We start from the raw sequence: 25342 nt of genomic DNA, 5'->3' as shown, positions 1-25342 counted from the left end.
AACATTACACTAGCTTACACATTTGTAAGCTTGAATTTGATCCGGACGGTCGTTCCCCGTCCTTCCTCCGATTCAATCTCGACGCCGTGTCCCATGCGGCTGCAAATCTGCTTGACCAGGTACAGTCCCATCCCGGTCGATTCCTGGTACAACCGGCCGTTCTCGCCGGTAAAATACGGATCGAACACGCGCGGCAGATCCCCCTGCGGAATGCCGATGCCCTCGTCCTGGATGTCCAGAACCGCCTCGCTGCCGCTTTGGTATCCGCGGAACCGGATTTGCCGGTGCTCCTCCCCTGCGGAATACCGGACCGCGTTCGTGACCAGCTGGGTCATGACAAAGGACAGCCACTTTTCGTCTGAAGTAATCCGAAGCGGCCGTTCGAACTCGATAACAGGAAAGATGCGGCTCCGTATAAACAGCCGGCGCTGGGAGGACGTCACCGAACGCACCACCTGCTCCAGATCCAGCTCTTCCACATAAAAGTCTTTTTCGAACGTATCGAGCCGGGCGGTGTACAGCACCATGTCCAGCCCCTTCCGGAGCCGGTCGAGCTCATCGCCGATCGCGGTGAACTCCGGCTTGTCCTGATGCTGAATGATCAGATGGATGACCGACACAGGCGTCTTCATCTGATGCACCCACTGGTTGATGAATTGAATATGGGAATCGAGCTTGTGCTTATACTGCTGCAGCTCGGTTTGATAGCGGCGGTACTGCCCCTTGATCAGACGGTGAAGACTCAGGGACAAGGGAGTCTGCTGCTTGTTGTTCAGCAGCTCTTCCGTCGTCGGGGACGGCGCGGACAGCCGCGCATAGAATGTCCGGTTGCGCCAGTACCGGATCAGGAGGTACCCGGCGAACAGGAAGCTGCTGAGCAGGGCCGCATATAGGCTGACCTCGGCGTTCCGGTACCCGTCGAGCCGGTACACCAGCGTGATGAGAAATAATTGCAGAATATAAAGGGCGATAAGCGGGGCTTGGTCTCTCAGATACAGCTTCATGCTTCGTCCTCCCAGTTTGGAAGCAGCCGGTAACCTTGGCCCCTGACGGTTTGGACGGCATCCTGCACGCCGAGCCCCGACAGTTTTTTGCGGACGCGGGTGACGTAGACGTTCAGGGTGTTGTCATCCACGAACGACTGGTCGTCCCAGATCCGGTCCAGCAGCCGGTCGCGGCTGACGACCTGCTCCTGGCGGGTGAGCAGTTCCTCTAATATTTTGGCTTCGGTATGGCTGAGTTCCACCTTTTGCCCGTTCAAGGTCAGATAGAGCCGGTCCACATCCAGCGTAAGCCCTGAGACCGTGACGGACCGCGTCTGCTGGGATGCGGCATACGAACCGTACGCCCGGCGAAGCTGGCTGCTGATTTTGGCCACGGCGATTTCATAATCGAACGGCTTGGTCAAATAATCGTCCGCCCCGTTTTCCAGCGCCATCACTTGGTCCATCTTGCCCTCCCGGGCCGATATGAAAATAATCGGGCAGGTCGACAGGCCGCGAATTTGCCGGCACCAATAGTATCCGTCGTATTTCGGCAAATTGATGTCGAGCAGCACCAGGTGAGGATCGTAGCTCCGGAAGTCGCTCAGAACCGCAGCGAAATCTGTCACGGAACGCGTGTCATATTCGAATTTATGCAAATGCTCCTCCAGCAGGCTGACAAGCTTCTTGTCATCTTCGACAATGAAAATTTTAAACATGACGAATAATCTCCTTTGGAAAAGTAAAGGTGTCTTCTCACTCCTTTGGTATTGTACCATGTCCGGCCTGCCGGGCCGAATTCCAGGCTGGAATCCCATAAAAAAGGAGCTGCAGCCCCAAAGGGCGCAGCTCCTTGTCTCAAACGATCCAATTGCATACATTCACTGAAAGCAGACCGCTTGCAGCGAAAATCTTGTTACCGAATATGGAATGGTCCAGCATCGCTGAGGCCTTTATTCTCTTCAGTCAGGTGCTCAACCGGTGAGCCCGAAGCAAGTGCTGCAACGGCGCTCTCATGAGTCTCGTGACGACTCTCCCGATCATGCAAAGTACATTTCGGCTGCATCGAGCTCGCGGCTTCCGGATACCTGATAATTCTCCTGATGGAGAACACCGTCCTCATCCTGCAGCTCGATTCCCCGGCGCTGCAGCTCCGACATCAACAGGGCCAGAAATTCCCGATCCAGTTCCAACTGCTTGGCCAGCATCACGCATTCCAGCAGCTGTTCATCAGACAAGATTTGCATTTCAATCCCCCCGATCTTCCAAGGTTCCCTAAGAATCCTGGAGATCTTCCAGGAAGAAAGGAACCCTTAATGATGAGTAACCGATTTTGCGAGGAAAATGGGCTTACCCTATTTAAAACCAAGTCAGCCGGTTTGTAAACGCACTTTCATCGGGATGAATGTTTTCCAGAAAAATAATAATTCGTCAAATTAATCCCTAATCAGACAAAACTTTACTTCCATTACGCTTAATTACAAAGATACCAAATCAGTGCTTAAACGGTTCAGCCGCTCCACGCCGTTCTCCGTAATCAGAAGCATATCCTCAATCATGATGGCTCCAATCCCGTAGCCGTAGTAAGGCGTCTCGATGCAGACGACCATGTTCGGCTCAAAAACCGCCGTCTCGGACGGGCTGATGAACGGCCCTTCCTCCGCGGCAAGGCTCAGCCCTGCGCTATGCCCCAGATGGCCCCGGTTGTACTGGCTCAGCCCCTCCGCACGGATGACGCTCATCCCCTCTTGGAATGCCGCCTTCATCGGCATCCCGGGCTCGATCGTCTGCAGCAGGCGGTCATGCCCGCGCCGGAGGGCCTCATAGATCCGCTTCGTGACATCCGTAGGCTCGCCCAGTACGAAGGTGCGGGCGATGTCCGAGCCGTAGCCGGCCACCTCGACGCCTACGTCAAACTTGATCACGTCCCCCGGCTGGCTTGGCCGGGTATCAAACACTTGTACAGGGGCAAAGTGGTCCCCGACCGAAATCATATGGAACCGCGGGGTCGACCCGTCCGGATTCCGCATCAGCGATCTCCGGAACGCATCCACGATCTCTGCGGCAGAAACGCCCGGCTCGATTTCGCGGACCGCGTACTCGACGCCTGCTTCCGCATAGGCACATGCCCGGCGCAGCTGCTGAATTTCCCACGGCGTCTTGATCGCCCGAAGACGCGTGAAGATCGGCCCCGCCTCGGCCAGCTCGGAAATGTCCGGGCACGCCTTGCGCAGCGCCATCACGGAAGAATGCCGCATCAAATCCAGCTCGGCCGCCATTCGCCCCCGGGAGATGCCGTACTCCTCCAGCACCTGCTGAAGGACGCCGAACATCTCCTCCGCCTGCGGGGACACCGGCCGCTTCCCTTGATAGCTGCCGCCTTTCAAATGAAGCGGATCATCCACATCTACCCAAGTAGGGTAGGTGCGAACCTCATACCGCTCGGAATCCCCGGCAAACCCGGCGGCTTCGAAATCGTTCATGATGATGACTGCCTTCCGCCCGGGATCGCGGAAATGAACCGCCAGCCCAACCTCGCTCATGCGCAGGGTATACATAAAGGCACTCTGATGCCCTGAGAGATAATAAAAATTTTCGCTGCTGGTCGCGACCAGCGCGTCGATATTTTCACTGTCCATGATCCGCCGTACCCGCTCCGAAATCATGTCCAGATGCTGCTGATGATCATTCATGCTGCGCTTCAACTCCTTCGGATCAGGCTGTCCTGTCTCCGTATTTCCGTTCTTAAGTCCGTGTATCATCGTTTATATTCCAGCCTTAGACCGGCTCCTGCGCCATCTGGCGAAGGAACTTGCGCGCCCGTTCCGTCTTCGGTCCGGCGAAGAAATGCTCCGGCGCCCCTTCTTCCTGAATGATGCCTTCGCTCATAAACACGATCCGATTCGCCACTTCCTGCGCGAATTTCATCTCATGCGTAACGACAACCATCGTCATTCCTTCTTCCGCCAGCTGCCGCATCACCTGCAGCACCTCGCCGGTCAGCTCCGGATCCAGCGCCGATGTCGGCTCATCGAACAGCATGATCTTCGGCTCCATCGCCAAAGCGCGGGCGATTGCCACCCGCTGCTGCTGCCCGCCGGACAGCCGCGAAGGATACTCGTCCCTCTTCTCCGCCAGGCCTACCTTGCCAAGCAGCTTTTCGGCAATGTCAACCGCTTGTTCCTTCGGCATATTTTTCACCGTCATCGGGGCCATGATCACATTGTCCAGGACGGTGAGATGAGGGAACAGGTTGAACGACTGAAACACCATGCCCGTCAGGCTGCGCAGCTCGTGAACCGCCTTTTTTCGCTCTTTGGCGCGCATCGCAGCTTCGATGTGGACGCTGTCGATGCGGACCGAGCCGGCATCAGCCTGCTCCAGGCCGTTCAGGCACCGGAGCAAGGTACTCTTGCCCGAGCCGCTGGGACCCAGGAGCACCACGATTTCGCCCTGCCGAATGTTCAGGCTCACATCCTTCAGAACCGATAACGATCCGAAGCTTTTGCTTAAATGGCTGACTTCGATCATGCCTTCTCCCTCCTTAATAAGCCTTGGACAGCTTCCGCTCAATGACGTTCAAAATCGCCGAAAAGCCTGTGCTCATCACCCAGTACATGACGGCGATAGCAAGGTAGAACGGCATCGCCACGTAATACTGCGCAATAAGCAGCTGTGCCGATCGCAGCAGCTCTGTAACCGTGACGATGGACACAAGCGACGTTTCCTTTAAGATGCCGATAAACGTGTTGCCCATCGGCGGAATCGCCGCCCGGGCCGCCTGGGGCAGAACGACCTTGCGCATCGTCTGCCATGGCGTCAGCCCCAGAGTCAGCGCCGCTTCGGTCTGCCCTTTATCCACGGACAGAATCGCACCGCGGAAAGTTTCAGACAAATAAGCGCCGATATTGATGCTAAGCGCAATATATGCTGCCGTCAGGGGCCCCAGGGTAATCCCATAATCGGGCAAGCCGAAATAAATGATGAAGATTTGCACGATAATCGGGGTTCCGCGGATGATGGACACATATACCCTGGCGATGCCGGCGATCAGCCGGTTTCCTTTTAACCGGGCGATGGCTGTGAACAGTCCGATAAACAACCCAAAAAACATGGAGACGATCGTGATGAGCAGGGTGTAGTAGGCTCCCGTAAACAGAAAACCCAAATTATCCATTACCAATTTCATTTAAAACGGCCTCCCACAGCTGTAAGACTCATAACTTAAAAGCTTGGATCGACGCCAAACCATTTTTGGTGGATTTCCTTCAGCGTTCCGTCGGTCTTCATTTCGTCCAGCGCTTTGTTGATTGCATCCAGCAGTTCCGGATTGTTCTTGCGCATGGCAACACCGGCATAATCGTCCTTGATGGAATCGCCGACCGCTTTGATCTTCAGATGGTTCTGGTCGATAAGAGGCTTCAGGGCGAACATGTTGTTGATCGTTGCGTCAATCCGGCCCGTGTTCAAATCCATCAGAGACGAAATGACGTCGTTGTATGTTGCGATTTCAAACTTGCCAACCTTCGGCATCGCTTCGTCGCGCAGGTATTTCTCGTCATTGGTGCCAAGTCCGACCCCGATCTTTTTGCCTTTGAAATCGTCGATCGACTTGATCGTATCGTTGTCGCTCTTCACGACCACATTTACGGAGTTCTTGATGTAAGGCTCCGAGAAGTCCATCGTTTTCTTCCGGTCATCCGTGATCGTCACCTGGCTGATCAGCACATCGTATTTCCCCTGCTGCAGCCCCTCGATCAGGCCCGAAAATTCGCCGGTAATGAACTCAGCCTCAACCCCGAGCTTCTTGGCGATCGCTTTGGCGATGTCGGCGTCGTACCCGTCTACTTCCTTCTTGTCGTTCAAGAAGTTATACGGGGCATACGTACCCATCAAACCTACCTTGATTTTTCCGTTCTTCTTGACCTGCTCAAGCAGATTGCCAGCCGACGAAGACGCCTGATTGCCGCTTCCACCGGAAGCATTGCTGCCCGAAGACGCCTGATCTTTGCCGCAGCCGGCCAGTACCAGAGCGATAACGGCGATCAGCGACAGCGACATAAATAGTGATTTGACTCGAAACTTCATTTCTATAATCCCCCTTATATAGGTTGTAATATTTAACCCAGCAGCCCGCGGAACTCGAACCGGGCCGTTTCTTCGGCAATCTGCGATGCGGTGTACACCGGCTCGTAGTCAACGTCATGCAGCGGACCGAACAACCATTTGGTCAAAACGCCCGTGATGAGCGACACGAGAATGTTCACGCGCAGCGAAACGTCCGTAAACTGCGGCAGCATGCCCAACTCTATAGCGCGGAGCACATTTTTCTTAAAGGCCTCTTCAAACGCGATCCACACTTCCGATACCGCCGAACGGACCTTGGGATCGGCGCCCTGCCCCTTGATCAGCAGAAAAGCCATCAAATTCCGGTTTTCATTGGCAAACTCGAACAGGTTGGTCAGCAAGTTGGCTGAGGAATTCACCATGTCGTCTACAGATCCCGCATGCTTGCGGTATCCCTGTTCAATGACCTCGACCAGCTTGTCCCGACCGTTCTCCACCAAACGGATGGCCATCTGCTCTTTCCCGTCAAAATACCAGTAGAACGTCCCCTGCGAGACGCCGGCCGCCTTCACCACTTCCGATATCTTTGTATTATGGTAACCTTTGCGTGCAAACAGCTCGAGGGCGGCCTGCCTTAGCTCCTGCTCGCGCTGCGGTTCCTCATTAGTTTGCGATGGCAGAATCAGGACCCCTTTCATCACTTGACTGACGAGTCAGTTAATTTAATTCCGATGGGTTTACTATAGTATATGAAGCCTTTGGGGTCAAGCGTAATTTCTTCCTCGCCAGCAGCTCTGCGCCTATTGAGAAGCGTTGAAGAAGCAAAAAAAAAGAGCTGCTTAGCGCAGCTCCTTTCAGACGATCAATATTCCCGGGTTATAGGCTAATAGCTCCTCTTTAATCTTGTTGTACCTTTTAAACGCCATGGTGCAGCATTTGGAGCCCTTATGGATTTCCGGCTCAAAATACGCCTTCTTGTACACGCTGTCGATCAGCATAATCCTGTCCACGTTGACGAGGTTCCGGTCCACGTTGCGGAACGTATACCCGCTCGCGCTCAGCATGCCGGACCAGTATTTGAGCGTGCCGTTCATATAAAACTGCTCTTCCATCGTATGAACGACAACCCGATCTGCCGGAATGCTGAATTCCATGAACAAAATATCGTGTACCCGAAGATTGACGATGCCTGATTCCCCTTCAATATCTCGTGAAACCGTAAGATATTGCATCTGAATCAGCTCCTCCATTTCACTTCAGCAGCTCCTCTGGCGTCTCACCGCTGTAAATATACACAGGACTGGCAACACTTACGAGATACACAGCTACCAGCGTTAATGCCGAAGCAATCGCTGTGAATGTGCTGTGCTTAACTTTGCTGATCAGTGACATGGCGTTTCACCTCCTTTCGGTGGATCAGGCTGAGGGCTTGGACGAAGAAGACGACGGCAAGCGTCTGCGACTGGATCAAGACGTTGGCCAGTACAATAAGGACTCCGATCACCCGCAGCTTGGGATAATGCCTGCGCGGAATTCTGGATTGCTTTTCGATTTTGCACGGAGCAAATACAGCCACAAGCACCATGCTGAGAACGTTCAGTACTTGAACATAGAAGGCGGACAGCTCGATGAACGACACCAGGGTGAACAAGGCGGTGGTGACAAGCACGCACCATTCCCCGGTTTTCAGATGAATACCGCCCGTGAATTGGCGCAGCAGCGCAAATCCGATCAGCGCTATCGCTGCACGGTCCATATGCCCTGTGAAGAACGCGATCACCAGCGTGAGGGCGATAATCAACACCACGTTCAGAATGACGGCAATCGCATGTTTGAGGATGTTCACCGAGGATTTATGTTCCGGAACCTGCCGCTTGATCCCTTCAGCGATTCGTACGGCGGCCGTTTCAATCAGCATGGATATCCTCCTCCTCCTTGCGGATGGTGTAATACAAAAAGAGGCCGAACGTGCAGGCGAAAAACAGAACGTTGATCCATACCTTGTTGTAATAGAAAATAAATTCCACCGAGACGAGCGTGACCATAATCAGCAGCACCAGCACGATGTGCTCTTTCTTGAAGCGCAGCCTTTCAAAGTCAAAGGCGAACCCGATGCCAAACTTGTACATGAGCCACGATACCCCAAGTCCCGTTAACGCCGAGACAACCTGCAAGCTGTAAGAGTTAACGTCCGTGGCGCTGGCTTCCTGAACCGATCCGAACAACCAGAGCACATAGACGGTCTGAATGAGCGCATACAGCGCATAACCCAGAATCGTGCAGATGGCCGACCAGGCCAGAGGGATTTTCATCACGGTCGTGTACAGCAGAATGTAAATCAGAATCGTGATTAACGGTGCTGAAAACGACAGCGACAGCTCGTCCCTCATAACATAGCTCTGCACATTCGCCAGCAGCGTGACACACAGAGCCTGCCACAAGTAATCCGAGGTTTTGAACCTAAACAGCGACATCGTCAGCGAATAGATCGCAAATGTCTCCAGCGTTGAAAAAAACATGAAGCCGAGAGCTTCCACCTAACTTCCTCCTACTACCGTACCATTCCTATGTTTGACTATTCTTCCGTTATTCTCACGGTTCACAGGCGGCGGCCAGCATCCATACGCCGAGGGACTCCCCCGGTGCATTTCGCTTCCCTAATATATTTTATAAATTGGAATTTTCTACTTACTATAAACATACGACGTTGTCGATAAAAACGAAAGATGGAATTTTATGTTTTAGCGAATTTTTTTACGACATGTTCCCGGTTAAATCGACACAAACCCTTTTTATTTGAATGCGCTTTCAAAAAGGGTGGTAGCTCGCAGCTCTGGAGCCCGTCTCATCCGGCAGCAAATCCACGTAATGCGCTCCGCACTCATCGCATCCCGCCGCCAGCCGGTGGGTGTGCATATAGTATCCGGTCTTCAGCACCTGTCTGGCCCTGTGCTCCTTCACGAGCTTGCCGCATCCCATACAGTAAATCCGGTCTTCGAAACATGATTGATTCATATAGGTAAACTCCCTTCGATCTATTTCTTTTCACCTCTATAACATATACTTCATATGAATGCGAATCCCTCCCCATCCGGTACTTTTTATCCAAGGGAAACCTTTCCTGTTTATAGTTGAATTGGGCCCGGTGCACTCTGGAGCTACAGCCAGCCTCGAAATAAAAAGGCACAGCCTGCATGCATGATGCGAAAGCTGTGCCTTTCTGTTTTTCTTTTGTTCAAAAAAACAACCCGTCAGGGCAGAGCGCCCGTGGGGAAGAAGCCCCCACGCCCTGCTTACCCTTTGCTCGCTCCCGATGTTAAACCGTCTACCAGCAGGCGCTGCAGGAAAATAAAGAGGATCGTGATCGGCACCGCGATCAGAACCGCCCCTGCGGCGAAGGTGGTGAAGTTCGTATTCTGGTTTGTGCTGACCATGTCGAACAATCCGACCGCCAGCGTCCAATTTTCTTTCGTCCGCAGCACGAGGCGAGCAAAGATGTAGTCCACCCATGGGCCGACGAACTGCGTCAGCGCCATGTAGGTCAGCATCGGCCGGGACAGCGGCAGAATAATGCGGCTGAAAATCGTCCAGTTGCTCGCTCCGTCGATCTTTGCCGCCTCGTCCAGCGTCCGCGGGATCGTGTCAAGAAAGCCCTTGGCGATAAAGGTGCCGCCTAGCGGGGCTCCCGCCGCATACACGATAATTAGCGCAAGATGCGTATCCAGCAAATGCCACTCCTTCAGCAGCAGGTAAATGGCAATCATGCTCATGAATCCTGGGAACATGCCGAGGATGAGCACGGTCGACAAAGCCGTCTTGCGCCACTTGAAGCGGAAACGCGACACCGCATAGCTCGTGAGCAGGGTCAGGAAGACGCCGATGATCATCGAGCACACGGCGATTTTCAGGGTGTTCATGTACCACTGTCCGAACAAAATGCTGCTGGACGTAAACAGCTCCCGATAATGGTCCAGCGTGAACGCTTCCGGAAGAAGCGTCTTGCTGTAGAGCGATTTCCCCGGGCGGAAGGAGCCGAGAATGACCCAGAGGGCCGGATAGATCGAGCCGATGGCCATGATGATGAGAATGATGTAGCTTACTGTTAGCCGAACTGCTTTTCTGCCTTGACGTCCGCTCATTGGATCATATCCTCCTCTTTAAATGATTTGGTCCGCCGGTAATTGTAAATGGAGAATATGGCGATAATCAGGAAGATAATGATGCCGACGGCCGACGCCATATTGTATTTGTTCTGATCCAGCGTCAGTTTGTACAGCCAGGTCACGAGAAGGTCCGTCGCTCCCGCGTACTGATAGTCTCCGACCACCGGGTTCCCGTTTGTCAGCAGGAAAATCATGTTGAAGTTGTTGATGTTTCCGGCAAACTGCATGATCAGTGTCGGTGCCGTCGAGAAGAGGATCATCGGCAGCGTAACGATGCGAAATTTCTGATACGCGCTTGCCCCGTCGACTTCAGCCGCTTCGTACATATCCTTCGGAATGGTCGTGAGCACGCCCATGATCAGGATCATCGAGACCGGAATGCCCACCCACATGTTGACGAGAATAACCGTCACCTTGGCCCAGAACGGATCGGTCAGCCAAGGAAGACCGCCGAGCCCGAAGTAGCCGAGGTACTGGTTGATCGGCCCGAACTGGCCGTTAAACATATTCCTCATGACGAGCAGCGAAATCAGCTGCGGAATGGCATAAGGGATAACCAGGATCGTCCGCCACAAGCCCTTGAATTTGATGCCCTGCTGGTTGATCAAAAGCGCAACGAGCAGGCCGCCCAAATACGTGGTCGCCGTGGACAGGACCGCCCAGATAATGGTCCAAGTTAATACGCCGAAAAACGTATGGCTCCAGGTTTTCAGCGACACCAGATCTTTGAAGGTCTGGAATCCGACCCAGTCCACCAGCTTCGCCGGAGGGATATGGTTCGGTGCGGAATAGTTCGTAAAAGCCAGCATGATCATAAACAGGATCGGCATGATCGTAAAGAACAAGATGCCGAGCGCCGGCAGCGTCAAAAAGGCTTGGGCGAATTTATAATCCATCACAAATTTAATGGACTTGGCGAAACTGTTCGGGACTTGCCCGTTTTCGCGTTTGATCGCCGTATGGTACGCGTCTCTGACGTTCATGACATATACGACGATAAAGATCAGCAGAAACAGCAGCGTGATCAAGCTTTGAATCATGATAAAGATGGAATGGTCGCCATCGATCCACTTGCCTTTCACGAGCAGACGCGGCGTATCCCCGAGCGACGTAATCCCCCAAAGCGCTCTTCCCAAATTGTTGATGAAGTAGTAAATACCAAAAGCCTCGATCAGCAGGAACAAGATGCCTTTGATCCATTGACGGTTATAGATTTGTCCCAATCCCATGCTGATAATCGACAGTAAAGCGGCTTTGCCGCGGAGCCTGTTCATCGTATCCTCTTCTCCTCTCCCCGGGTCAACGGAAGCACCCCCGGAGGGTACTGCTTCCAAGAAGACAGGCCGCGCTTTCCCGGCCCTGTTCCTTGGCGATACCGGCAGCCGAAGCGTGCACCTTTCCAGCTGTACCGGTATGTCAGGGAATGACCCGCCGCGGTTGATGGCGGCGGGTCATACTTCCATTCATAACGTTTGCCTTACCTGACAGCGGTGCGCCGATGCCTTACTTGGTTGCGCCGTTGTTCAGATCTTTGATTTGCTGTGCCGCTTTATCCATCGCTGCCTTCGGATCCGCGTTGTTGTCCCAAATTTCAGGCAGCGCCGCATTCACCGGACTCCATACGTTGCCCATTTCCGGGATGGAAGGCATCGGCTGGGAGTTTTTCGTCTGCTCCGCAAAAGCCGAAATGTACGGATCGTTTTTGATTTGATCGGATTCCAGCGCCTCTTTGTTCGTCGGGATGGAACCAACCTTCGTGTTCAGCAGCAGTTGAGCATCCTTGCTGGAGGCGAAGTTCGCGAACAGTTGGGCTGCATTCGGATACTGCGTAAAGGAGTTGACGTACCAGGCTTTGATGCCGGAGAACGAGATTGCCGCTTTGCCGCCGATCGTAGGGATCGGAGCTACGCCAAGGTTATCGCCCAGCGCCTGCTTGTAGCCGGCAAGCTCCCACGGACCGTTGATGTCCATCGCCACGTCACCCGCGTTGAACAAGCTGCGCTTGATGTCCGGCGAAATGTCGCCGCTCTTCACCGGAAGGATTTCCTTCAGCTGCACATAGGTTTTCAGGCCTTCGACCGCGCCTTCGCTGTTGAGGCCGATATCGTCTTTATCCGTACCGTCTTTACCGAAAATGTATCCGCCGGTCGTTGCGATAAACGGATAGTTGAAGTACATGTTGCCCGTTTCCCACATGATGCCGTATTTCTTTTTGGCTTTGTCGGTGAAGGTTTTGCCAAACGCGATGACGTCATCGAACGTCTTTGGCGCTTCCTTCACAAGGCTCTTATTGTAGTACAGGGCGTACGTTTCGGCCGCTCTCGGGTAGCCGTACAGCACGCCGTCATAGGTAACGCCTTGAATCGAGGCTTCCGTGTTGTTTTTCACCGTTTCGTCCTTGAACGCATCGTTGGCGAGCAGCAGTCCCGCTGCCGCCGCTCTGCCCAGGTTATCGTGAGGGAACATCACGATGTCGGCTGCAAGCCCCGACGGACCGTCCTGGGACAGCTTCGTTACCTGATCCGTTGCCGCTACCTCTTCAATCTTGACCGGTACGTTGTACTTTTCGGTAAACTGCTTGGCGATTTCATCCGTAAAAGAGCGCTCTTCTTTGGACTCCCATACGACGAGGGAAGCCCCTTCTTCCGGCTGGAGGCTGTCGCCCGAAGCCGCTGTGTTATCCGACTGGCCGTCTGTAGCCGCCGTTTCGGTTGTTGTCGTGGATGGAGTTTGCTCCTCTGCCTTGCTGCCGGAGCTGCCGCATGCCGTAATCGAGAATGCCATGGTCAACGTTGCGACGAGCGCCATAACCTTTTTCATCTTCATTCCAAAACGAACCCCTCTCTGATCATTTACTCGTAACACTACTGCCTTGCTGACTCCCTTTAATACCTGCTGACTTACTGACTCTCTGTAATACCTGCTACTTTGCTGACTCCCATTCATGCCTGATACCTCGTCGATTCCAATGAATACCTGATGGCTGCCTACTGATGCCCTGCCGCCTCTCTTTGAGGACCTGCATACTTGCGCAAACGATTTCATAAACATGCCTAACTCCCCATTTGCAAGCGCCTTTCTTGGCAAGGCATGATTAGGTGCATGTTATGAAGCCCTTCCCGGACAATGATCGACTGCGCAATCACATGGCAAGATCAGCGTAAATTCCGCAGTTTTTTCAAGAATCGCCGGTATTTCCTCTGGCGGAAGTTACCAAGTAAGCGCTTTAAACATGCGTTTATCATACACAACGTCTATATTTTTGTAAAAACGTTTGCACAATGTGTTTTAGCCCATTTATAGAGTATAAACAGCAATTTTCTTTATAATTCTTTCCATATCGCATTATATCTTTAAATTACATCAATTTTAATCCAGAACCACACTGGAATATGGAGGGAGGCGAAGTAAATTATGCTCTAAAACCGTGGATTTACTGGTGCTTTTGAGTACCTTTTCGATTCCCCTTCCCTGCCCTGCTTCGAGCTGGACTTGCTGCTCCTTTCCTGATAAGTTGTGCAACACTAGCACAGTTTGTTGTGCACTACGGCGCAAAAAGGACACCACGGCCGGATTGCCGGAGTCATAGCTCTGGATGTCGCCATCCCGCAATGCGGGAACGTCCTCTCTCCAGCGGATCAGGTCCCGATAGGTGGACAGCACCGAGTTTGGGTCGGCCGATTCCGACTGGACGCTGATTCCTTTCGCTGATTCTCCGGTGAGAAGCGGCTGTTCCCACGACGTCTGGCCGGGCTGACGGGACAGATCGCTCCACACCATCGGTTCCCGGATCCGCTCGTCGGGCTTCACGCCGCGCATGCCGATTTCCTCGCCGTAATAAATAAACGGATTGCCCGGCAGCGTCAGCAGCAGCGCCGCGGCCATCCGCGCATGGTCCGGATTTCCGTCCAGCTGGCTCATTACGCGGTCCTGGTCGTGATTCGACAGAAAAATAGCGTCGGTGAACCGCCCCTGCGATTGTTTACCGTAGAATTGCTGGGTCCGCTGCAGCGTAAAGGCAAGGTTGTTGTCCTTCTCGTCCTTCACCGCGCTCAGGATACTCTCCGCCAGGCTGAAATTAAACCCCGAATCAAAAGCCTGATCCAGATACGGCGCGATGGCAGCGGCCGAATTCTCCCATACCTCACCCACGATATAGGCATCCTTGTTCACTGGATCCATGCCGGTCCGGAATTCCTGCCACCACGCCGTGTTTTTGGCTGTGGCCGCCTGGCCCCGGTCACTCTGCAGGTTCTCGTAAACGTGTTTGGCGCCGTCCACCCGGAATCCATCCATGCCGAGCTTCAGCCAATATTGCCCGATCCGGACGGCTTCCGTCCGCACCTCGGGATCGTCGTAATTCAGATCCGGCATCCCTTCCCAGAACGTGGCCAGATAGTGGCTTCCGTTCAAGGCATGCCACGGACTGCCGCTGCCGGCCGCACTGACCCCGGTGGGACTGAGCTTCTGGTCTTCCGCCCACACGTACCAGTCCCTATATTTGCTGCCCGGATCCTTCGAAGCGCTGACAAACCAGGGGTGCTGCGTGCTGGTGTGGTTCAACACCAGATCCATGATAACCTTGATCCCGCGCTTGTGCGCCTCGGCGATCAGCTCCTGCAGATCTTCCAGCGTCCCGTATTCGGGATGAATGCCCTCGTAGTCGGTAATATCATACCCATGGTAGCTGGGCGACGGTTGGATCGGCATCAGCCAGATGCCGCCGACACCGAGATCGTCGGTCGTAGCCGGATTGCCGTCGTTCAGGTAATCCAGCTTCTGCGTCAGCCCCTTCAAATCGCCGATACCGTCCCCGTTCGAATCATAGAACGAGCGGACAAACACCTCATAGAACACGGTCGATGGCTGCTCGTCAACGGCCGTGGCGGCAGATCCGCCACGCTGTTCCCCTGCTGTGGTTCCCGTTCCCGGCTGTCCCTGTTGTTCTGCCGTCTGGCTGCCAGCTCCTGCATCGGGCCGGCCTTGAGCCCCGTTGTCATTCGCAGCATGGTTTCCCGCGCTGCTGCATCCCGACAGCAGGGCAACCGCCATGAATACCGCCGTTACGCTTGCTGCCAGCCTCCGCAGTTGTTGTCCTGCCGGCATGCCCCATTTGTTTGTTTTCATGACATCCTCCTTTGCTTGATCCGGCATCCTTGGAGCAGAATACTGCCGATCAGCCCCGTCAATCACCTGGAAAGAAAGCGGATATAATCACTGGCGAGCTGGACTGACCCTGGGCAGCTTTCGGACGACACCGGTCTGTATGGAGAATACGACGGCTTAATTTCTATGAAAAGCTGAATTTTTGCCCGGTTTTTCGCAATATTTAACAATTTATACTGTATTATCTTTCATTTTCTTGACTATTCTATCTATATCATGGGTTTTTATAATATCGCCGCCTATTCCTGCTTGTAAAAAGTACCTCAAGCCAGATCCCACCGGCTTCTTTCGCCGCCTCAGGTTGGATATTTACAAGCTTGGGGCTTTCGGCTAAGATAGCAATTGTAAAATAGCCAGCGTCTATGAGACGGCCGTTTCTCATTTACGATATAGTGCAAACGGTTCCACAGGAGGTAACAAATGTCTGTAACGATTAAAGATGTCGCCAAACGAGCTGGCGTTTCCCCCTCCACCGTCTCCCGAGTGCTGTCGAATAACTCCAGAATCAGCCGTGAAACGTCGCAGAAGGTACGGGATGTCATGGAGGAGCTCGGATACCACCCCAACATGACGGCCAAGAGTCTGGTTTCCAAGACGACGAGCAGCATTTGCGTCATTTTGCCCAAGCCTGCCGAAGAGCTGTTCCTGAATCTGTTCTTCATGGAATTGATCCGCGGTATCGTCACCCAGGCCAACCGCTCCGGTTACGATGTACTGATCAGTTCCGGAGGCAGCGAGAAGGAAGAGGTCGAGGCCGTCTCCCGACTGCTGAACGGCAAGCGCGTTGACGGGGCGATCCTGCTCTATTCACGCAAAGAGGATCCGGTGGTCGATTTTCTGCGGCAGAACGGCCATCCGTTCGTGCTCATCGGACGCAGCGAGAAGTACCCGGACATCCTGTCCGTGGACAATGACAACGTTCAGGCCGCTTACGATGCGACCAAACATCTGATATCCCTCGGCCACCAGCGGATTGGTTTTGTCAGCGGGCCTCCGAATCACATCGTCTCGCGCGACCGGCTGAAAGGTTACACGAACGCTCTGAAAGAGGCGGGTCTCGAGATGCGCAAGGACTGGATCGTCGAAGGCGAGTTTCTCCAGGAGAGCGGCTACCGGGCGATGTCGTTTTTCATGAATCTGCCGGAGCGTCCCACTGCCCTCGTGGTCATGGACGATCTCGTCTCGCTTGGTGTCCTGCGTGGACTTCACGAGCTCGGTTACCGTGTTCCGGACGACCTGTGCATCGTCAGCTTCAACAACATTTCCATCGCCGAACTGTCCACGCCGCCCATCAGCAGCATGGATATCGGCATCTATAACTTGGGCTACACCGCAGCCCAGGCGCTGATTCAGTCCATTCAGCACGACGGGGACCGGCAGTTTCAGAAGCGCCACATTATTCCCCACCGGCTGGTGATTCGGGAGTCGTCCATTTTTACGCCGCCTAAACCATCGTAAACGTATCAAAACCATGTGGAGCATCCCGGTGCTTCATTTCTTTTCACCTGTTTGTTCAAACGTTTGCACAACTACATAAGGAGGAATGACAAATGACAGCTGCAGCTCCCATTAAAGCTTGCCTGTTCGATCTGGACGGGGTCCTGGTCGACACAGCCAAATACCACTATCTTGCATGGGAACGCCTGGCCGAAGAGCTCGGCTTTGTATTTACGCCGGAGGATAACGAGCGCCTCAAGGGTGTCAGCCGAATGGCGTCGCTGGACATTTTGCTTGAAGTCGGCGGGCTTGAGCTGGACGATGCGACCAAATCCGCGCTGGCCGACAAGAAAAACCGCTGGTATGTCGAGTATATTTCGCATATGGATGAACAGGAGATCCTTCCGGGGGCGCTCGCCTTCCTGCGGGAGCTGCGGGAGAACGGAATCCTCATTGCCCTGGGATCAGCCAGCAAAAATGCGATGACCATCCTGAACAACACTGGCCTTGTTCCGTATTTCGACGCGATTATCGACGGGACCAAAACGGCCAGCGCCAAACCCGATCCCGAGGTTTTCCTGCTGGGTGCCCGGGAGCTTGGCGCACAGCCGCAGGAATGCGTCGTGTTCGAGGATGCCGAGGCCGGCATCGAAGCCGCCAAGCGGGCCGGGATGCGCAGCATCGGCATCGGCTCGCCGAAAGTACTGGGCGCGGCGGATGCCGTGGTGCCTTCGCTGCAGGACATGACGACCGTCCGCCTGCTTGAGCTCGTTTCTCACCGCTAGGTTCCCCGAACCAGGCGGCGTTCGTGCAGCAGGGAGTCCTGGCAGAGATGAAAACCAGGACTCCCCCTGTCCTGCGCAGCACAATGATTATACGTCGCATAACAAAGAGTTAATAACACTTTTTCCCGAAGGAGCCAGTTAACTATGAAACAATATCTAACGTTGGACCCATGGAATATTATCGAGGAGCAGTACGATCCCCAGCAGCAGGAAATATCCGAGAGCGTCTTCAGCATCGGCAACGGATATATGGGCCAGCGCGCCAACTTTGAGGAGGCTTACAGCGGTCCGTCTCTGCAGGGAAGCTACATGGCCGGTGTCTACTATCCCGACAAAACACGGGTGGGCTGGTGGAAAAATGGATACCCCGAGTATTTTGCCAAGGTGCTGAACAGCACCAACTGGATCGGCATCGGCATCTCGGTTAATGGCACCGAGCTTGATCTCGCAGCCTGTCAGGTCAAGTCTTTCAGACGCGTGCTGAACATGAAGGAAGGTACACTGTCGCGCAGCTTTACCGCCACCCTGCCGGACGGGAAGGAGATTCGCGTCGAGGCGGTCCGTTTTGTCAGCCTGGCCCGGCATGAGATCGGAGCGGTCCGCTATGCGGTGACGCCGCTGAACTTTAGCGGAACGCTGACCGTCACGCCGTACTTGGACGGCGATGTGCAGAACAAAGATTCAAACTATGACGAGAAATTCTGGGTCGAAGTGCACAAGGAAGTGACCGCGGACAACGCCGCATTAACGGTCCGGACCAAAAAGCTCGATTTTCACGTCACCTCGGTCATGACGTTTGAAATCCATCAGAACGGCGCCAAGCTGGCGCTGGAACCGGAGCAGATCGAGCAGGAGAAGTACGCCGGCTACCGCGTACAGGTGGAAGCCAAGCAGCATGAGGAGACCGTCATCTACAAATACGTAGCGAACGTGACCTCGCGCGACTACGGGTACGCCCAACTGCTGGACGCCGGACGATCGGCGCTTCAGGAAGCTGCTGCTGCCGGTTTCGGGCATCTCTATGAGGAGCAGGTGCAGGCTTGGGCGGCCAAATGGCGCGAGAGCGATATCGTGATCGAAGGGGACGTGGCGGCGCAGCAGGCGATCCGGTTTAACATTTTTCAGCTGAACCAGACGTACACCGGCGAGGACGACCGGCTGAACATCGGGCCCAAAGGCTTTACCGGGGAAAAATACGGCGGCAGCACATACTGGGACACCGAAGCCTACTGCCTGCCTTTCTATCTGAGCACGGCGGATGCTGCAATCGCCCGCAACCTGCTGATCTACCGCTATAAGCACCTCGAGAAGGCGCGCGAGAACGCCCGTAAACTCGGCTTTGCCAAAGGCGCACTCTACCCGATGGTGACGATGAACGGCGAAGAGTGCCATAACGAGTGGGAGATTACGTTTGAGGAAATCCACCGTAACGGCGCGATCGCCTACGCCATTTACAACTACGTCAACTACACCGGCGATGACAGCTACCTCGCCCAATACGGCGTGGAGGTGCTCGTTGAAATTTCCCGCTTCTGGGAAGAACGGGTAAACTACGTCCCAGCCAAGGACCAGTATATGATTCTGGGCGTGACCGGGCCGAACGAATACGAAAACAACGTCAACAACAACTGGTACACCAATCGGATCGCCTGCTGGACGATGGAATACACGCTGCAGGTGCTGTCCGGCCTTCAGGCAAGCGACCCGGCACACTACGAGGAGCTGGTGGCCAAGCTGGCGCTGGCGCCCGAAGAAACGGCCAAATGGGGCGACATCCTTGCGAAAATGTATTATCCGGTTGATGCGGAGCGCGGCATTTTCCTTCAGCAGGACGGCTTCCTCGACAAGGATCTGACGCCGGTCAAGGACCTGGATCCGTCGAACCTGCCGTTGAACCAGAACTGGTCCTGGGACCGGATCCTCCGCTCGGCGTACATCAAGCAGGCTGACGTGCTGCAGGGGCTGTTTTTCCTGGGGGACCGATATGACCTCGATACGAAAAAGCGGAACTTCGATTTTTACGAACCGCTGACCGTGCACGAGTCCTCCCTCTCCCCTTGCGTTCACTCGATCATCGCCTGTGAGCTGGGCTACCGGGAGAAGGCATACGAAATGTACCTGCGCACATCGCGCCTAGATCTGGACAATTACAACAACGACACCGAGGACGGCTGCCACATCACCAGCATGGCCGGCACCTGGATGTCCGTCGTGCACGGGTTCGGCGGGCTGCGCGTCAAGGATGGAGTGCTGCACCTGAATCCGTTCAATCCGGGACATTGGAGTGCCTTCTCCTTCAAAGTGATGTTCCGCGGCGCGCGTCTCCAAGTGACGGTCGGCGAGCAGGATGTGACCGTGACCAATGAGACCGAAACTCCGACCAGCATCAGCGTTTACGGGCGCGGTTATCAGCTCGGCGGGCTGGGCCAGGTTCAGGTAGGCATCGGCAATCTGAGCAGCAGTGCGATTGTAGGCTGACATTGGGAAGCGCAGCGTAGGTGACATTGAACAGTTCAGCGTAACTGACATTGAATAGTGCAGATGTAAACTAAATTGGGAACATTGTCTTGAACTGGCATCAACTCGACTGCCGAAAAGCGGCCTGGCTTTATGAAGCCGGGCTGCTTTTTCCTATGCATAGAGCGGCCGTTTTGCCCTTGACAAGAGCAAACCCGAAGTCTATCATGACAGTAAGTACTGACAGTCAGAACATGGAAAGTGGGCAGAGTCACATGAACGAAAACAACCAGTTATGCACCCAGGATAAGCTGATGCAGGCGGCAATCGATCTCATCTCCGCCAAAGGCTATGACGGGGTGTCTACACGTGAAATCGCCGCTGAAGCCGGGCTGAGCGAGAAGACGCTCTTCCGTCATTTCGGCAGCAAACAGAACCTGCTGGAGAAGGCGTATGACCGTTATTTGTACGCAGCTGAGATGCAGAAAATCTTCAAGGAAAATCTCACGGGAAATTTGCACGAAGACCTGCTTATGATCAGCCGGACCTATCATAAAATTATGAACCGTAACCGGAAGCTAGTTATGATCAGCATGCAGGTCGGAGATCATTTGCCGGGCTTTAGGAATAACACCCAGAACCACCCCCGACAGCTTCATGAAATTTTGACGAATTACTTCAAGCACATGTCCGATCAAGGCAAGCTGTTCACGAAGGATCCGTCCCTGACGGCGGTTTCCTTTATGTGGATGAACCTCGGGGCCTTCCTCAATACGACCCATGCGGTCCAAACGTTTACGGATATCGAGATGGACGCCTTTATTGAGGAAAGCGTCCGGCTGTTCACCCGGGCGTTAACGCCTTAGGCTTTGATCGCAAGAGTGCATCTATTTATCCCGGCGTGGCGTTGAACCCGCTGCTCGACCGCCAATAAGTGCATCTATTTCTTCAAATCGGGCGTATACCTTGGAAATTAGTGCCCTTTTACAGTCAATAAAAGGCTTTGGGCTTAAAAAAAGCGCAGATTGCGGCGCTTTTTCGCACTATATGTCAGTAAGTGCTGACAGACATTTTATCCGCCGCCGAATGGCTCCTCAGCTAATCACTTACCCGAAAGAAGGGAATAACGATGAAGTCTACGGCCGAGTCCGTCAATCAAGGCAACAAACTGATCCAGATTCTCATGTTCACGCTGGTTATTTCGGTCATGAACGTTTCCATGTTCAATATCGCGCTGCCAGGCATCCGGGCGGAATTTCACCTGAGCGCCGCCCAGGTCAGCTGGGTGTCCTCCGCCTACATGCTCGTCTATGCGGTCGGCTCAGTGACCTACGGAAAGTTGGCGGACAAATACGCCCTGAAAAAACTGATCACCATCGGGCTGATCGTGTTCGTACTCGGCTCCGTCTTCGGGCTCGCCGCCGGCGCCTACTGGATGATCGTCATCGGCCGGGTATTTCAGGCGGCCGGATCGTCGGTGATCCCGGCGGCCGCCATGATCATCCCCGTCCGCTATTTCCCGCCGGAGACCCGGGGCCGCGCCCTCGGCAAGTCGGCGATCGGCCTCGCCGTCGGCAATACGCTCGCCCCCGTGGTCTCCGGGCTCATTATGGGCTACGCCGGGTGGCGCTGGCTCTTCTGCTTCTCGGTCCTCGTCCTGCTCACCCTGCCCTTTTACCGGAAATACCTTGACGATGCCAAGGAAAGCAGTGGGCGCATGGACGTTCTGGGCGGCGGACTGCTCGCCGCCTCGACCGGTCTGATCCTGTTCGCCTTGACCGGTGGAGGCTGGATTCCGGCAGCCGCCGGAGTGCTGCTGCTTATCCTGTTCGTCATCCGTATCCGCAAAGCAGCCGATCCGTTCGTGCAGCCCCGGCTGTTCCGGAATCTAAACTATACTTTTGGGATCGGCATTGCCTTTGTCATTTCCTGTATCGCTTTCTCGATCCCGTTCCTGATCCCGCAGCTGCTAACCCAGTCAAATCATCTGGACGCCAGTATCATCGGATTGATCATGATTCCGGGTGCCGCGGCTTCCGCGCTGCTCGGCTTCGCGGGAGGAAAGTTCGCCGACCTGAAGGGCAACCTCTTCGTCGTCTGCATCGCAGCCCTTCTTCAAATGATCGGTTTCTTTCTCCTCTCCGCCTTTGCCGGCATCAATGCCTGGATCATCGCCATCGTGCTGATCTTCAGCAATGTCGGCCAGACCTTCATGCAGGTCGCGCTCTCGAACACCGTCTCCCGCACACTGGCCAAGGAAGAGACCGGCGTCGGCATGGGACTGCTCAGCATGCTGAACTTCATCGGCGCAGCGGTTGCCACCTCTGTGTACAGCAGCATTCTCGACACCGGCTCATCTGCCCATTGGAACCCGCTGAACACGTATCCGGGCAGCTATCTGTACAGCAGCATTTTCCTTGTGCTGGCCGTCATGATGATCATCGTCGCCGTCGTCTACCTGCTCCGCTTTGGACGCAGCGCGGCACCGCAGCAGAACACCCGCGCCGGTGTGGGCTCATAATTCGTCCCGCTAGTGCAATTGCCCTGCCCAGCAGCTGTTCCAGGCGCTGAACTGCCCCAAAACCTTCATGCTCTTCACAGCAGAAGAAGGCGCCGAGGAGCACTGCCAATTCGGGGCGCTGCTGTACTTCAACCACCGCATGCTGGAGTGGCTGGACGGCGTCCTCAATGTACGGTCCGAAGCCCCCGCTCCGCTACCGCCGGTCTCGCAGTGATAAAAGCCCCGTCTGCGCAAAATATCCTCACTGAGGCCCGCCGCAGACCTCAATGCCGATCCGGGTCTTGCGGGATCCCCTGGACATTCATAAATTTTCTATTGAACACAAAAAAGACGAAAGGCAGAAACTTCTCTGCTCTTTCGTCTTTTCCCTTTAAATCCCGAATCGTACCTATAGATTGAAACTTACGGAATCATAATTTGCTGTCCGACCTTCAATCCATGCACGTTCGTAATGCCGTTGACATGGGCGATGGTCTTCCAGTCCACACCGAACTTGATGCCGATGCGGTACAGGTTGTCACCCTTCTTGATGACGTATACTTTGCCGGAAGGCTTCGTTTCCGGTGCCGGAGCCGGTTTGGACGGCGTGGACGGTTTCGAAGGCTGCGCCGGCGTCGTTGGCTCGGACGGCTTCGAAGGCGTCTCCGGTGTGGTTGCCGGAGGCGTCACTGGTGCCGTACCTGCCGTGCTGACCGACAAATCGAGTCCGTATTTGGCAAAGCCGTCCTCGGCCGCGCCGATGTATTTCATGTTTTTGCTGCTGGCCGCAAGGTCCTTCGCATCCGGAGAAGAGGTAAAGGTCACGTTCAGCTTGGCATCCACCGGCGCAAAAGTCCAGTTGCCGTCAGCGGACGGGTTGATGGTTCCGTTGTCGCGGATGTAGTCGATGATGACCTGACGGTTTTCGTCCGGAGCGGCCATGACGATCCGCTTGCCGTCCGGGTTAGCGAGCTTCGAGGACGAAGCGCGATAGTTGTTGGTCGCCACGACAAACTTCTGTTTCAGATCGATCGGCTTGCCGTCAAACTGCAAATTCTTGATACGGTTTGCCGAAGGATTCACTACCGTGCCCTTTGCATCGTATTTGTTCGGCTGGGTCACATCGATTTGGTACGTTACACCGTCGATGACATCGTAATTGTATGTCGGGAAGTCCATGTTCACGAGCGGCTGCTCGGTCGTCTTGGAAGGATCGATCTGGTTAAACTGGCCTGCGGACCACTCCAGCCATTCCTTCACTTCGGCTCCTGTAACGACAACGGCATGCACGGTGTTCGGGTACACGTAGAGGTCGGAGACGTTCTTGATCGCGATCGTTCCGGCCGGAATGTTCGTATAATACGAAGCGCCGTTACGTCCGCCCGCCTTGAAAGGAGCCCCTGCCGACAGCACCGGAAGGTTTTCGTATTCGGTCCCCTTCAGGTTTTTCTCGACGTACCATTTCTGGGCGTTGGTGACGATTTGAATGGACGGATCGTCCTGTACGAGTGCAAAATAGCTGTTGATCGGCGCACTGGTTTTGCCTACCGGTCCGCGTACATAATCGATTGTTGCATCATGCTCCGTTTTAACTGCGTTCACGATTTCTTGATCGGCGTCAACGAGCGCCTTTTTGTTCGCCGTATCGTAGATCGGGCGCGCTTCGGTTTTCGAATCAACCACTTTCCACTTGCCGTCTACGTTCTCCAGGTTCAGGTCGATGATGCCGAGGTGATCGCCCCAGAATCCAGGTTCGACCGCAGGAACGCCGTTAATCGTGCCTTTCTCCAGGTCGACGCCGGTTTTGCCTTTAAATTCTGCGCTCGGGAACGTTTTATGGGCATGTCCGAACAGGATGGCGTCAATACCTTCCACCTTGCTCAGATACAGAACGGTATTCTCCATCAGAGGCGTCTCCGGAATATCCTCAAAGCCGGAATGAGGAATGGCGACGATGACGTCGGCTCCTTCCTTCTTCATCTGCGGAATGAACTTTTTGGCGGTCTCAACCATGTCCTTCACGATGACTTTGCCTTCCAGGTTGGCTTTATCCCATTGGGAAATTTGCGGAGGAACGAATGCGATCACACCGACCTTGATCGTCTGCTCCTTACCGTTCTCGTCCGTAACCTTTTTGTCCAAAATCGTATAAGGGGTAAAATAGTTCACGTCGTTGCTGTCATCCTTGTCCCCGTCATCCTTGTAGACGTTGGCGTTGACAATCGGGAAGTTGGCGCCTTCTTCCGACAGTTTCAGGAAGTCCAGGCCATAGTTGAATTCATGGTTGCCGACGCCGCCGGCATCGTAATCCATCAGGTCCATCGCTTTGTAAACCGGGTGCACTTCGCCCTCTTTAAGCGGTTTCACTTTGGCCACGTAGTCGCCAAGCGGATTCCCTTGGATCAAGTCCCCGTTATCGAACAGCAGGCTGTTCTTCGCTTCGTTTCTGGCTGCCTTGATCAGGCTGGCCGTCTTGGCAAACCCGTATTCGTCAGTGGGCTTGTCCGCATAGTAGTCATAGTTGACCATGTTCACGTGCAAATCGGATGTTTCCATGATCCGCAGCTTCACCTTGGATCCGTTGCTGCTGCTGTCCGCAAATACCGGCACCATTGGAACGGCGAGCACGTTGATCGCAACGGCTGCGGCGGTGATGCCTTTGAGGACTTTTTTACGGGACTTCGACATGTTACCCCTCCTAATAGATGTACATCGAGTACGGTGGGCAGAACAAATTTAACCCCTTTATTTAACTAACCATTGTTAAATTAAGTTCTGTCTACA

The 25342-nt window shown here is 54.4% G+C and carries 24 protein-coding genes; 6 read left to right on the top strand and 18 right to left on the bottom strand.

The window, feature by feature from the left end; all coding sequences use genetic code 11:
- Positions 1–14: 14 nt before the first annotated feature.
- The 17 genes from ABID47_RS19675 to ABID47_RS19595 all read right to left on the bottom strand — a co-directional run bounded on the left by ABID47_RS19675 (position 15) and on the right by ABID47_RS19595 (position 15340).
- Positions 15–1004, bottom strand: coding sequence for a sensor histidine kinase (locus tag ABID47_RS19675; RefSeq protein WP_354499254.1), 990 nt, complete (start codon positions 1002–1004; stop codon positions 15–17).
- The gene (locus ABID47_RS19670) at positions 1001–1702 is read right to left on the bottom strand and encodes a response regulator transcription factor (protein ID WP_326105610.1); all 702 of its coding nucleotides are present in this window, start codon (positions 1700–1702) and stop codon (positions 1001–1003) included. Before ABID47_RS19670 ends, ABID47_RS19675 begins: the two co-directional genes overlap by 4 nt.
- Before the next feature lie 321 nt (positions 1703–2023).
- Positions 2024–2230 (bottom strand): sporulation histidine kinase inhibitor Sda, encoded by a 207-nt coding sequence (sda, locus tag ABID47_RS19665; protein WP_105445770.1) that lies wholly within the window; start codon positions 2228–2230, stop codon positions 2024–2026.
- Positions 2231–2461: 231 nt separating this feature from the next.
- Positions 2462–3676: a M24 family metallopeptidase gene (locus tag ABID47_RS19660; RefSeq protein WP_354499251.1), complete on the bottom strand. Its 1215-nt coding sequence runs from the start codon at positions 3674–3676 to the stop codon at positions 2462–2464.
- An 85-nt stretch (positions 3677–3761) separates the two neighbouring features.
- Entirely contained in the window at positions 3762–4514 is a 753-nt protein-coding gene (locus ABID47_RS19655) for an amino acid ABC transporter ATP-binding protein (protein WP_105445771.1), read from the bottom strand.
- 13 nt (positions 4515–4527) lie between these two features.
- Positions 4528–5172, bottom strand: coding sequence for an amino acid ABC transporter permease (locus ABID47_RS19650; RefSeq protein WP_076172728.1), 645 nt, complete (start codon positions 5170–5172; stop codon positions 4528–4530).
- 35 nt (positions 5173–5207) lie between these two features.
- On the bottom strand, positions 5208–6071 hold the full coding sequence (locus ABID47_RS19645) for a transporter substrate-binding domain-containing protein (protein WP_116232896.1): 864 nt from the start codon (positions 6069–6071) through the stop codon (positions 5208–5210).
- 32 nt (positions 6072–6103) lie between these two features.
- Positions 6104–6748 (bottom strand): TetR/AcrR family transcriptional regulator, encoded by a 645-nt coding sequence (locus ABID47_RS19640; protein ID WP_105445773.1) that lies wholly within the window; start codon positions 6746–6748, stop codon positions 6104–6106.
- A 156-nt stretch (positions 6749–6904) separates the two neighbouring features.
- Complete coding sequence (locus ABID47_RS19635; RefSeq protein ID WP_163880297.1) at positions 6905–7282, bottom strand: LytTR family transcriptional regulator; 378 nt, start codon at positions 7280–7282, stop codon at positions 6905–6907.
- Between the two features lie 19 nt (positions 7283–7301).
- Complete coding sequence (locus ABID47_RS19630; RefSeq protein ID WP_089549203.1) at positions 7302–7442, bottom strand: AgrD family cyclic lactone autoinducer peptide; 141 nt, start codon at positions 7440–7442, stop codon at positions 7302–7304.
- Positions 7420–7968 (bottom strand): accessory gene regulator ArgB-like protein, encoded by a 549-nt coding sequence (locus tag ABID47_RS19625; protein ID WP_354499247.1) that lies wholly within the window; start codon positions 7966–7968, stop codon positions 7420–7422. Before ABID47_RS19625 ends, ABID47_RS19630 begins: the two co-directional genes overlap by 23 nt.
- Positions 7958–8587: a hypothetical protein gene (locus ABID47_RS19620; protein WP_089549204.1), complete on the bottom strand. Its 630-nt coding sequence runs from the start codon at positions 8585–8587 to the stop codon at positions 7958–7960. Before ABID47_RS19620 ends, ABID47_RS19625 begins: the two co-directional genes overlap by 11 nt.
- 271 nt (positions 8588–8858) lie before the next feature.
- Entirely contained in the window at positions 8859–9065 is a 207-nt protein-coding gene (locus ABID47_RS19615; protein ID WP_076172724.1) for a hypothetical protein, read from the bottom strand.
- 278 nt (positions 9066–9343) lie between these two features.
- Positions 9344–10189, bottom strand: coding sequence for a sugar ABC transporter permease (locus tag ABID47_RS19610; RefSeq protein WP_076172723.1), 846 nt, complete (start codon positions 10187–10189; stop codon positions 9344–9346).
- Positions 10186–11487 (bottom strand): sugar ABC transporter permease, encoded by a 1302-nt coding sequence (locus ABID47_RS19605; RefSeq protein WP_354499244.1) that lies wholly within the window; start codon positions 11485–11487, stop codon positions 10186–10188. The genes ABID47_RS19610 and ABID47_RS19605 overlap by 4 nt, the downstream gene beginning before the upstream one ends.
- 229 nt (positions 11488–11716) lie before the next feature.
- Positions 11717–13039 (bottom strand): sugar ABC transporter substrate-binding protein, encoded by a 1323-nt coding sequence (locus ABID47_RS19600; RefSeq protein ID WP_076172721.1) that lies wholly within the window; start codon positions 13037–13039, stop codon positions 11717–11719.
- Between the two features lie 543 nt (positions 13040–13582).
- Positions 13583–15340, bottom strand: coding sequence for an alpha-amylase family glycosyl hydrolase (locus ABID47_RS19595; protein ID WP_354499242.1), 1758 nt, complete (start codon positions 15338–15340; stop codon positions 13583–13585).
- Between the two features lie 459 nt (positions 15341–15799).
- On the opposite strand from ABID47_RS19595, the gene ABID47_RS19590 reads away from it, so the two are divergent.
- From ABID47_RS19590 to ABID47_RS19565, 6 genes are all read left to right on the top strand, one after another.
- A complete protein-coding gene (locus ABID47_RS19590; RefSeq protein ID WP_105445783.1) occupies positions 15800–16837 on the top strand; it encodes a LacI family DNA-binding transcriptional regulator in 1038 nt (345 codons plus the stop codon).
- Positions 16838–16929: 92 nt separating this feature from the next.
- Entirely contained in the window at positions 16930–17601 is a 672-nt protein-coding gene (gene pgmB, locus ABID47_RS19585) for a beta-phosphoglucomutase (protein WP_354499240.1), read from the top strand.
- A gap of 144 nt (positions 17602–17745) precedes the next feature.
- Positions 17746–20079, top strand: coding sequence for a glycoside hydrolase family 65 protein (locus ABID47_RS19580; RefSeq protein WP_354499238.1), 2334 nt, complete (start codon positions 17746–17748; stop codon positions 20077–20079).
- A gap of 254 nt (positions 20080–20333) precedes the next feature.
- Entirely contained in the window at positions 20334–20924 is a 591-nt protein-coding gene (locus ABID47_RS19575) for a TetR/AcrR family transcriptional regulator (protein WP_116232902.1), read from the top strand.
- Between the two features lie 263 nt (positions 20925–21187).
- Positions 21188–22579, top strand: a complete 1392-nt coding sequence (locus ABID47_RS19570) for an MFS transporter (RefSeq protein ID WP_354499236.1) — start codon at positions 21188–21190, stop codon at positions 22577–22579.
- A 67-nt stretch (positions 22580–22646) separates the two neighbouring features.
- Positions 22647–22793: a hypothetical protein gene (locus ABID47_RS19565; RefSeq protein ID WP_354499234.1), complete on the top strand. Its 147-nt coding sequence runs from the start codon at positions 22647–22649 to the stop codon at positions 22791–22793.
- A gap of 188 nt (positions 22794–22981) precedes the next feature.
- On the opposite strand, the gene ABID47_RS19560 is transcribed toward ABID47_RS19565, so the two are convergent.
- The gene (locus ABID47_RS19560) at positions 22982–25246 is read right to left on the bottom strand and encodes a bifunctional 2',3'-cyclic-nucleotide 2'-phosphodiesterase/3'-nucleotidase (protein WP_354499232.1); all 2265 of its coding nucleotides are present in this window, start codon (positions 25244–25246) and stop codon (positions 22982–22984) included.
- Positions 25247–25342 lie beyond the last annotated feature (96 nt).

Origin of the sequence: Paenibacillus favisporus, from assembly GCF_040545415.1 — a bacterium.
GTDB classification, from domain to species: Bacteria; Bacillota; Bacilli; order Paenibacillales; family Paenibacillaceae; genus Paenibacillus_AQ; species Paenibacillus_AQ favisporus.
The sequence above is the reverse complement of the archived record's forward strand: the minus strand, read 5'-3'. Positions and strand labels throughout refer to the sequence as shown.

What these genes read in the sequence shown, in the direction of transcription:
- ABID47_RS19675 (WP_354499254.1), bottom strand. Translation starts at nt 1,004, where the DNA reads ATGAAGCTGTATCTGAGAGACCAAGCCCCGCTTATCGCCCTTTATATT.
- ABID47_RS19670 (WP_326105610.1), bottom strand. Translation starts at nt 1,702, where the DNA reads ATGTTTAAAATTTTCATTGTCGAAGATGACAAGAAGCTTGTCAGCCTG.
- sda (WP_105445770.1), bottom strand. Translation starts at nt 2,230, where the DNA reads ATGCAAATCTTGTCTGATGAACAGCTGCTGGAATGCGTGATGCTGGCC.
- ABID47_RS19660 (WP_354499251.1), bottom strand. Translation starts at nt 3,676, where the DNA reads ATGAATGATCATCAGCAGCATCTGGACATGATTTCGGAGCGGGTACGG.
- ABID47_RS19655 (WP_105445771.1), bottom strand. Translation starts at nt 4,514, where the DNA reads ATGATCGAAGTCAGCCATTTAAGCAAAAGCTTCGGATCGTTATCGGTT.
- ABID47_RS19650 (WP_076172728.1), bottom strand. Translation starts at nt 5,172, where the DNA reads ATGAAATTGGTAATGGATAATTTGGGTTTTCTGTTTACGGGAGCCTAC.
- ABID47_RS19645 (WP_116232896.1), bottom strand. Translation starts at nt 6,071, where the DNA reads ATGAAGTTTCGAGTCAAATCACTATTTATGTCGCTGTCGCTGATCGCC.
- ABID47_RS19640 (WP_105445773.1), bottom strand. Translation starts at nt 6,748, where the DNA reads ATGAAAGGGGTCCTGATTCTGCCATCGCAAACTAATGAGGAACCGCAG.
- ABID47_RS19635 (WP_163880297.1), bottom strand. Translation starts at nt 7,282, where the DNA reads ATGCAATATCTTACGGTTTCACGAGATATTGAAGGGGAATCAGGCATC.
- ABID47_RS19630 (WP_089549203.1), bottom strand. Translation starts at nt 7,442, where the DNA reads ATGTCACTGATCAGCAAAGTTAAGCACAGCACATTCACAGCGATTGCT.
- ABID47_RS19625 (WP_354499247.1), bottom strand. Translation starts at nt 7,968, where the DNA reads ATGCTGATTGAAACGGCCGCCGTACGAATCGCTGAAGGGATCAAGCGG.
- ABID47_RS19615 (WP_076172724.1), bottom strand. Translation starts at nt 9,065, where the DNA reads ATGAATCAATCATGTTTCGAAGACCGGATTTACTGTATGGGATGCGGC.
- ABID47_RS19610 (WP_076172723.1), bottom strand. Translation starts at nt 10,189, where the DNA reads ATGAGCGGACGTCAAGGCAGAAAAGCAGTTCGGCTAACAGTAAGCTAC.
- ABID47_RS19605 (WP_354499244.1), bottom strand. Translation starts at nt 11,487, where the DNA reads ATGAACAGGCTCCGCGGCAAAGCCGCTTTACTGTCGATTATCAGCATG.
- ABID47_RS19600 (WP_076172721.1), bottom strand. Translation starts at nt 13,039, where the DNA reads ATGAAGATGAAAAAGGTTATGGCGCTCGTCGCAACGTTGACCATGGCA.
- ABID47_RS19595 (WP_354499242.1), bottom strand. Translation starts at nt 15,340, where the DNA reads ATGAAAACAAACAAATGGGGCATGCCGGCAGGACAACAACTGCGGAGG.
- ABID47_RS19590 (WP_105445783.1), top strand. Translation starts at nt 15,800, where the DNA reads ATGTCTGTAACGATTAAAGATGTCGCCAAACGAGCTGGCGTTTCCCCC.
- pgmB (WP_354499240.1), top strand. Translation starts at nt 16,930, where the DNA reads ATGACAGCTGCAGCTCCCATTAAAGCTTGCCTGTTCGATCTGGACGGG.
- ABID47_RS19580 (WP_354499238.1), top strand. Translation starts at nt 17,746, where the DNA reads ATGAAACAATATCTAACGTTGGACCCATGGAATATTATCGAGGAGCAG.
- ABID47_RS19575 (WP_116232902.1), top strand. Translation starts at nt 20,334, where the DNA reads ATGAACGAAAACAACCAGTTATGCACCCAGGATAAGCTGATGCAGGCG.
- ABID47_RS19570 (WP_354499236.1), top strand. Translation starts at nt 21,188, where the DNA reads ATGAAGTCTACGGCCGAGTCCGTCAATCAAGGCAACAAACTGATCCAG.
- ABID47_RS19565 (WP_354499234.1), top strand. Translation starts at nt 22,647, where the DNA reads ATGCTCTTCACAGCAGAAGAAGGCGCCGAGGAGCACTGCCAATTCGGG.
- ABID47_RS19560 (WP_354499232.1), bottom strand. Translation starts at nt 25,246, where the DNA reads ATGTCGAAGTCCCGTAAAAAAGTCCTCAAAGGCATCACCGCCGCAGCC.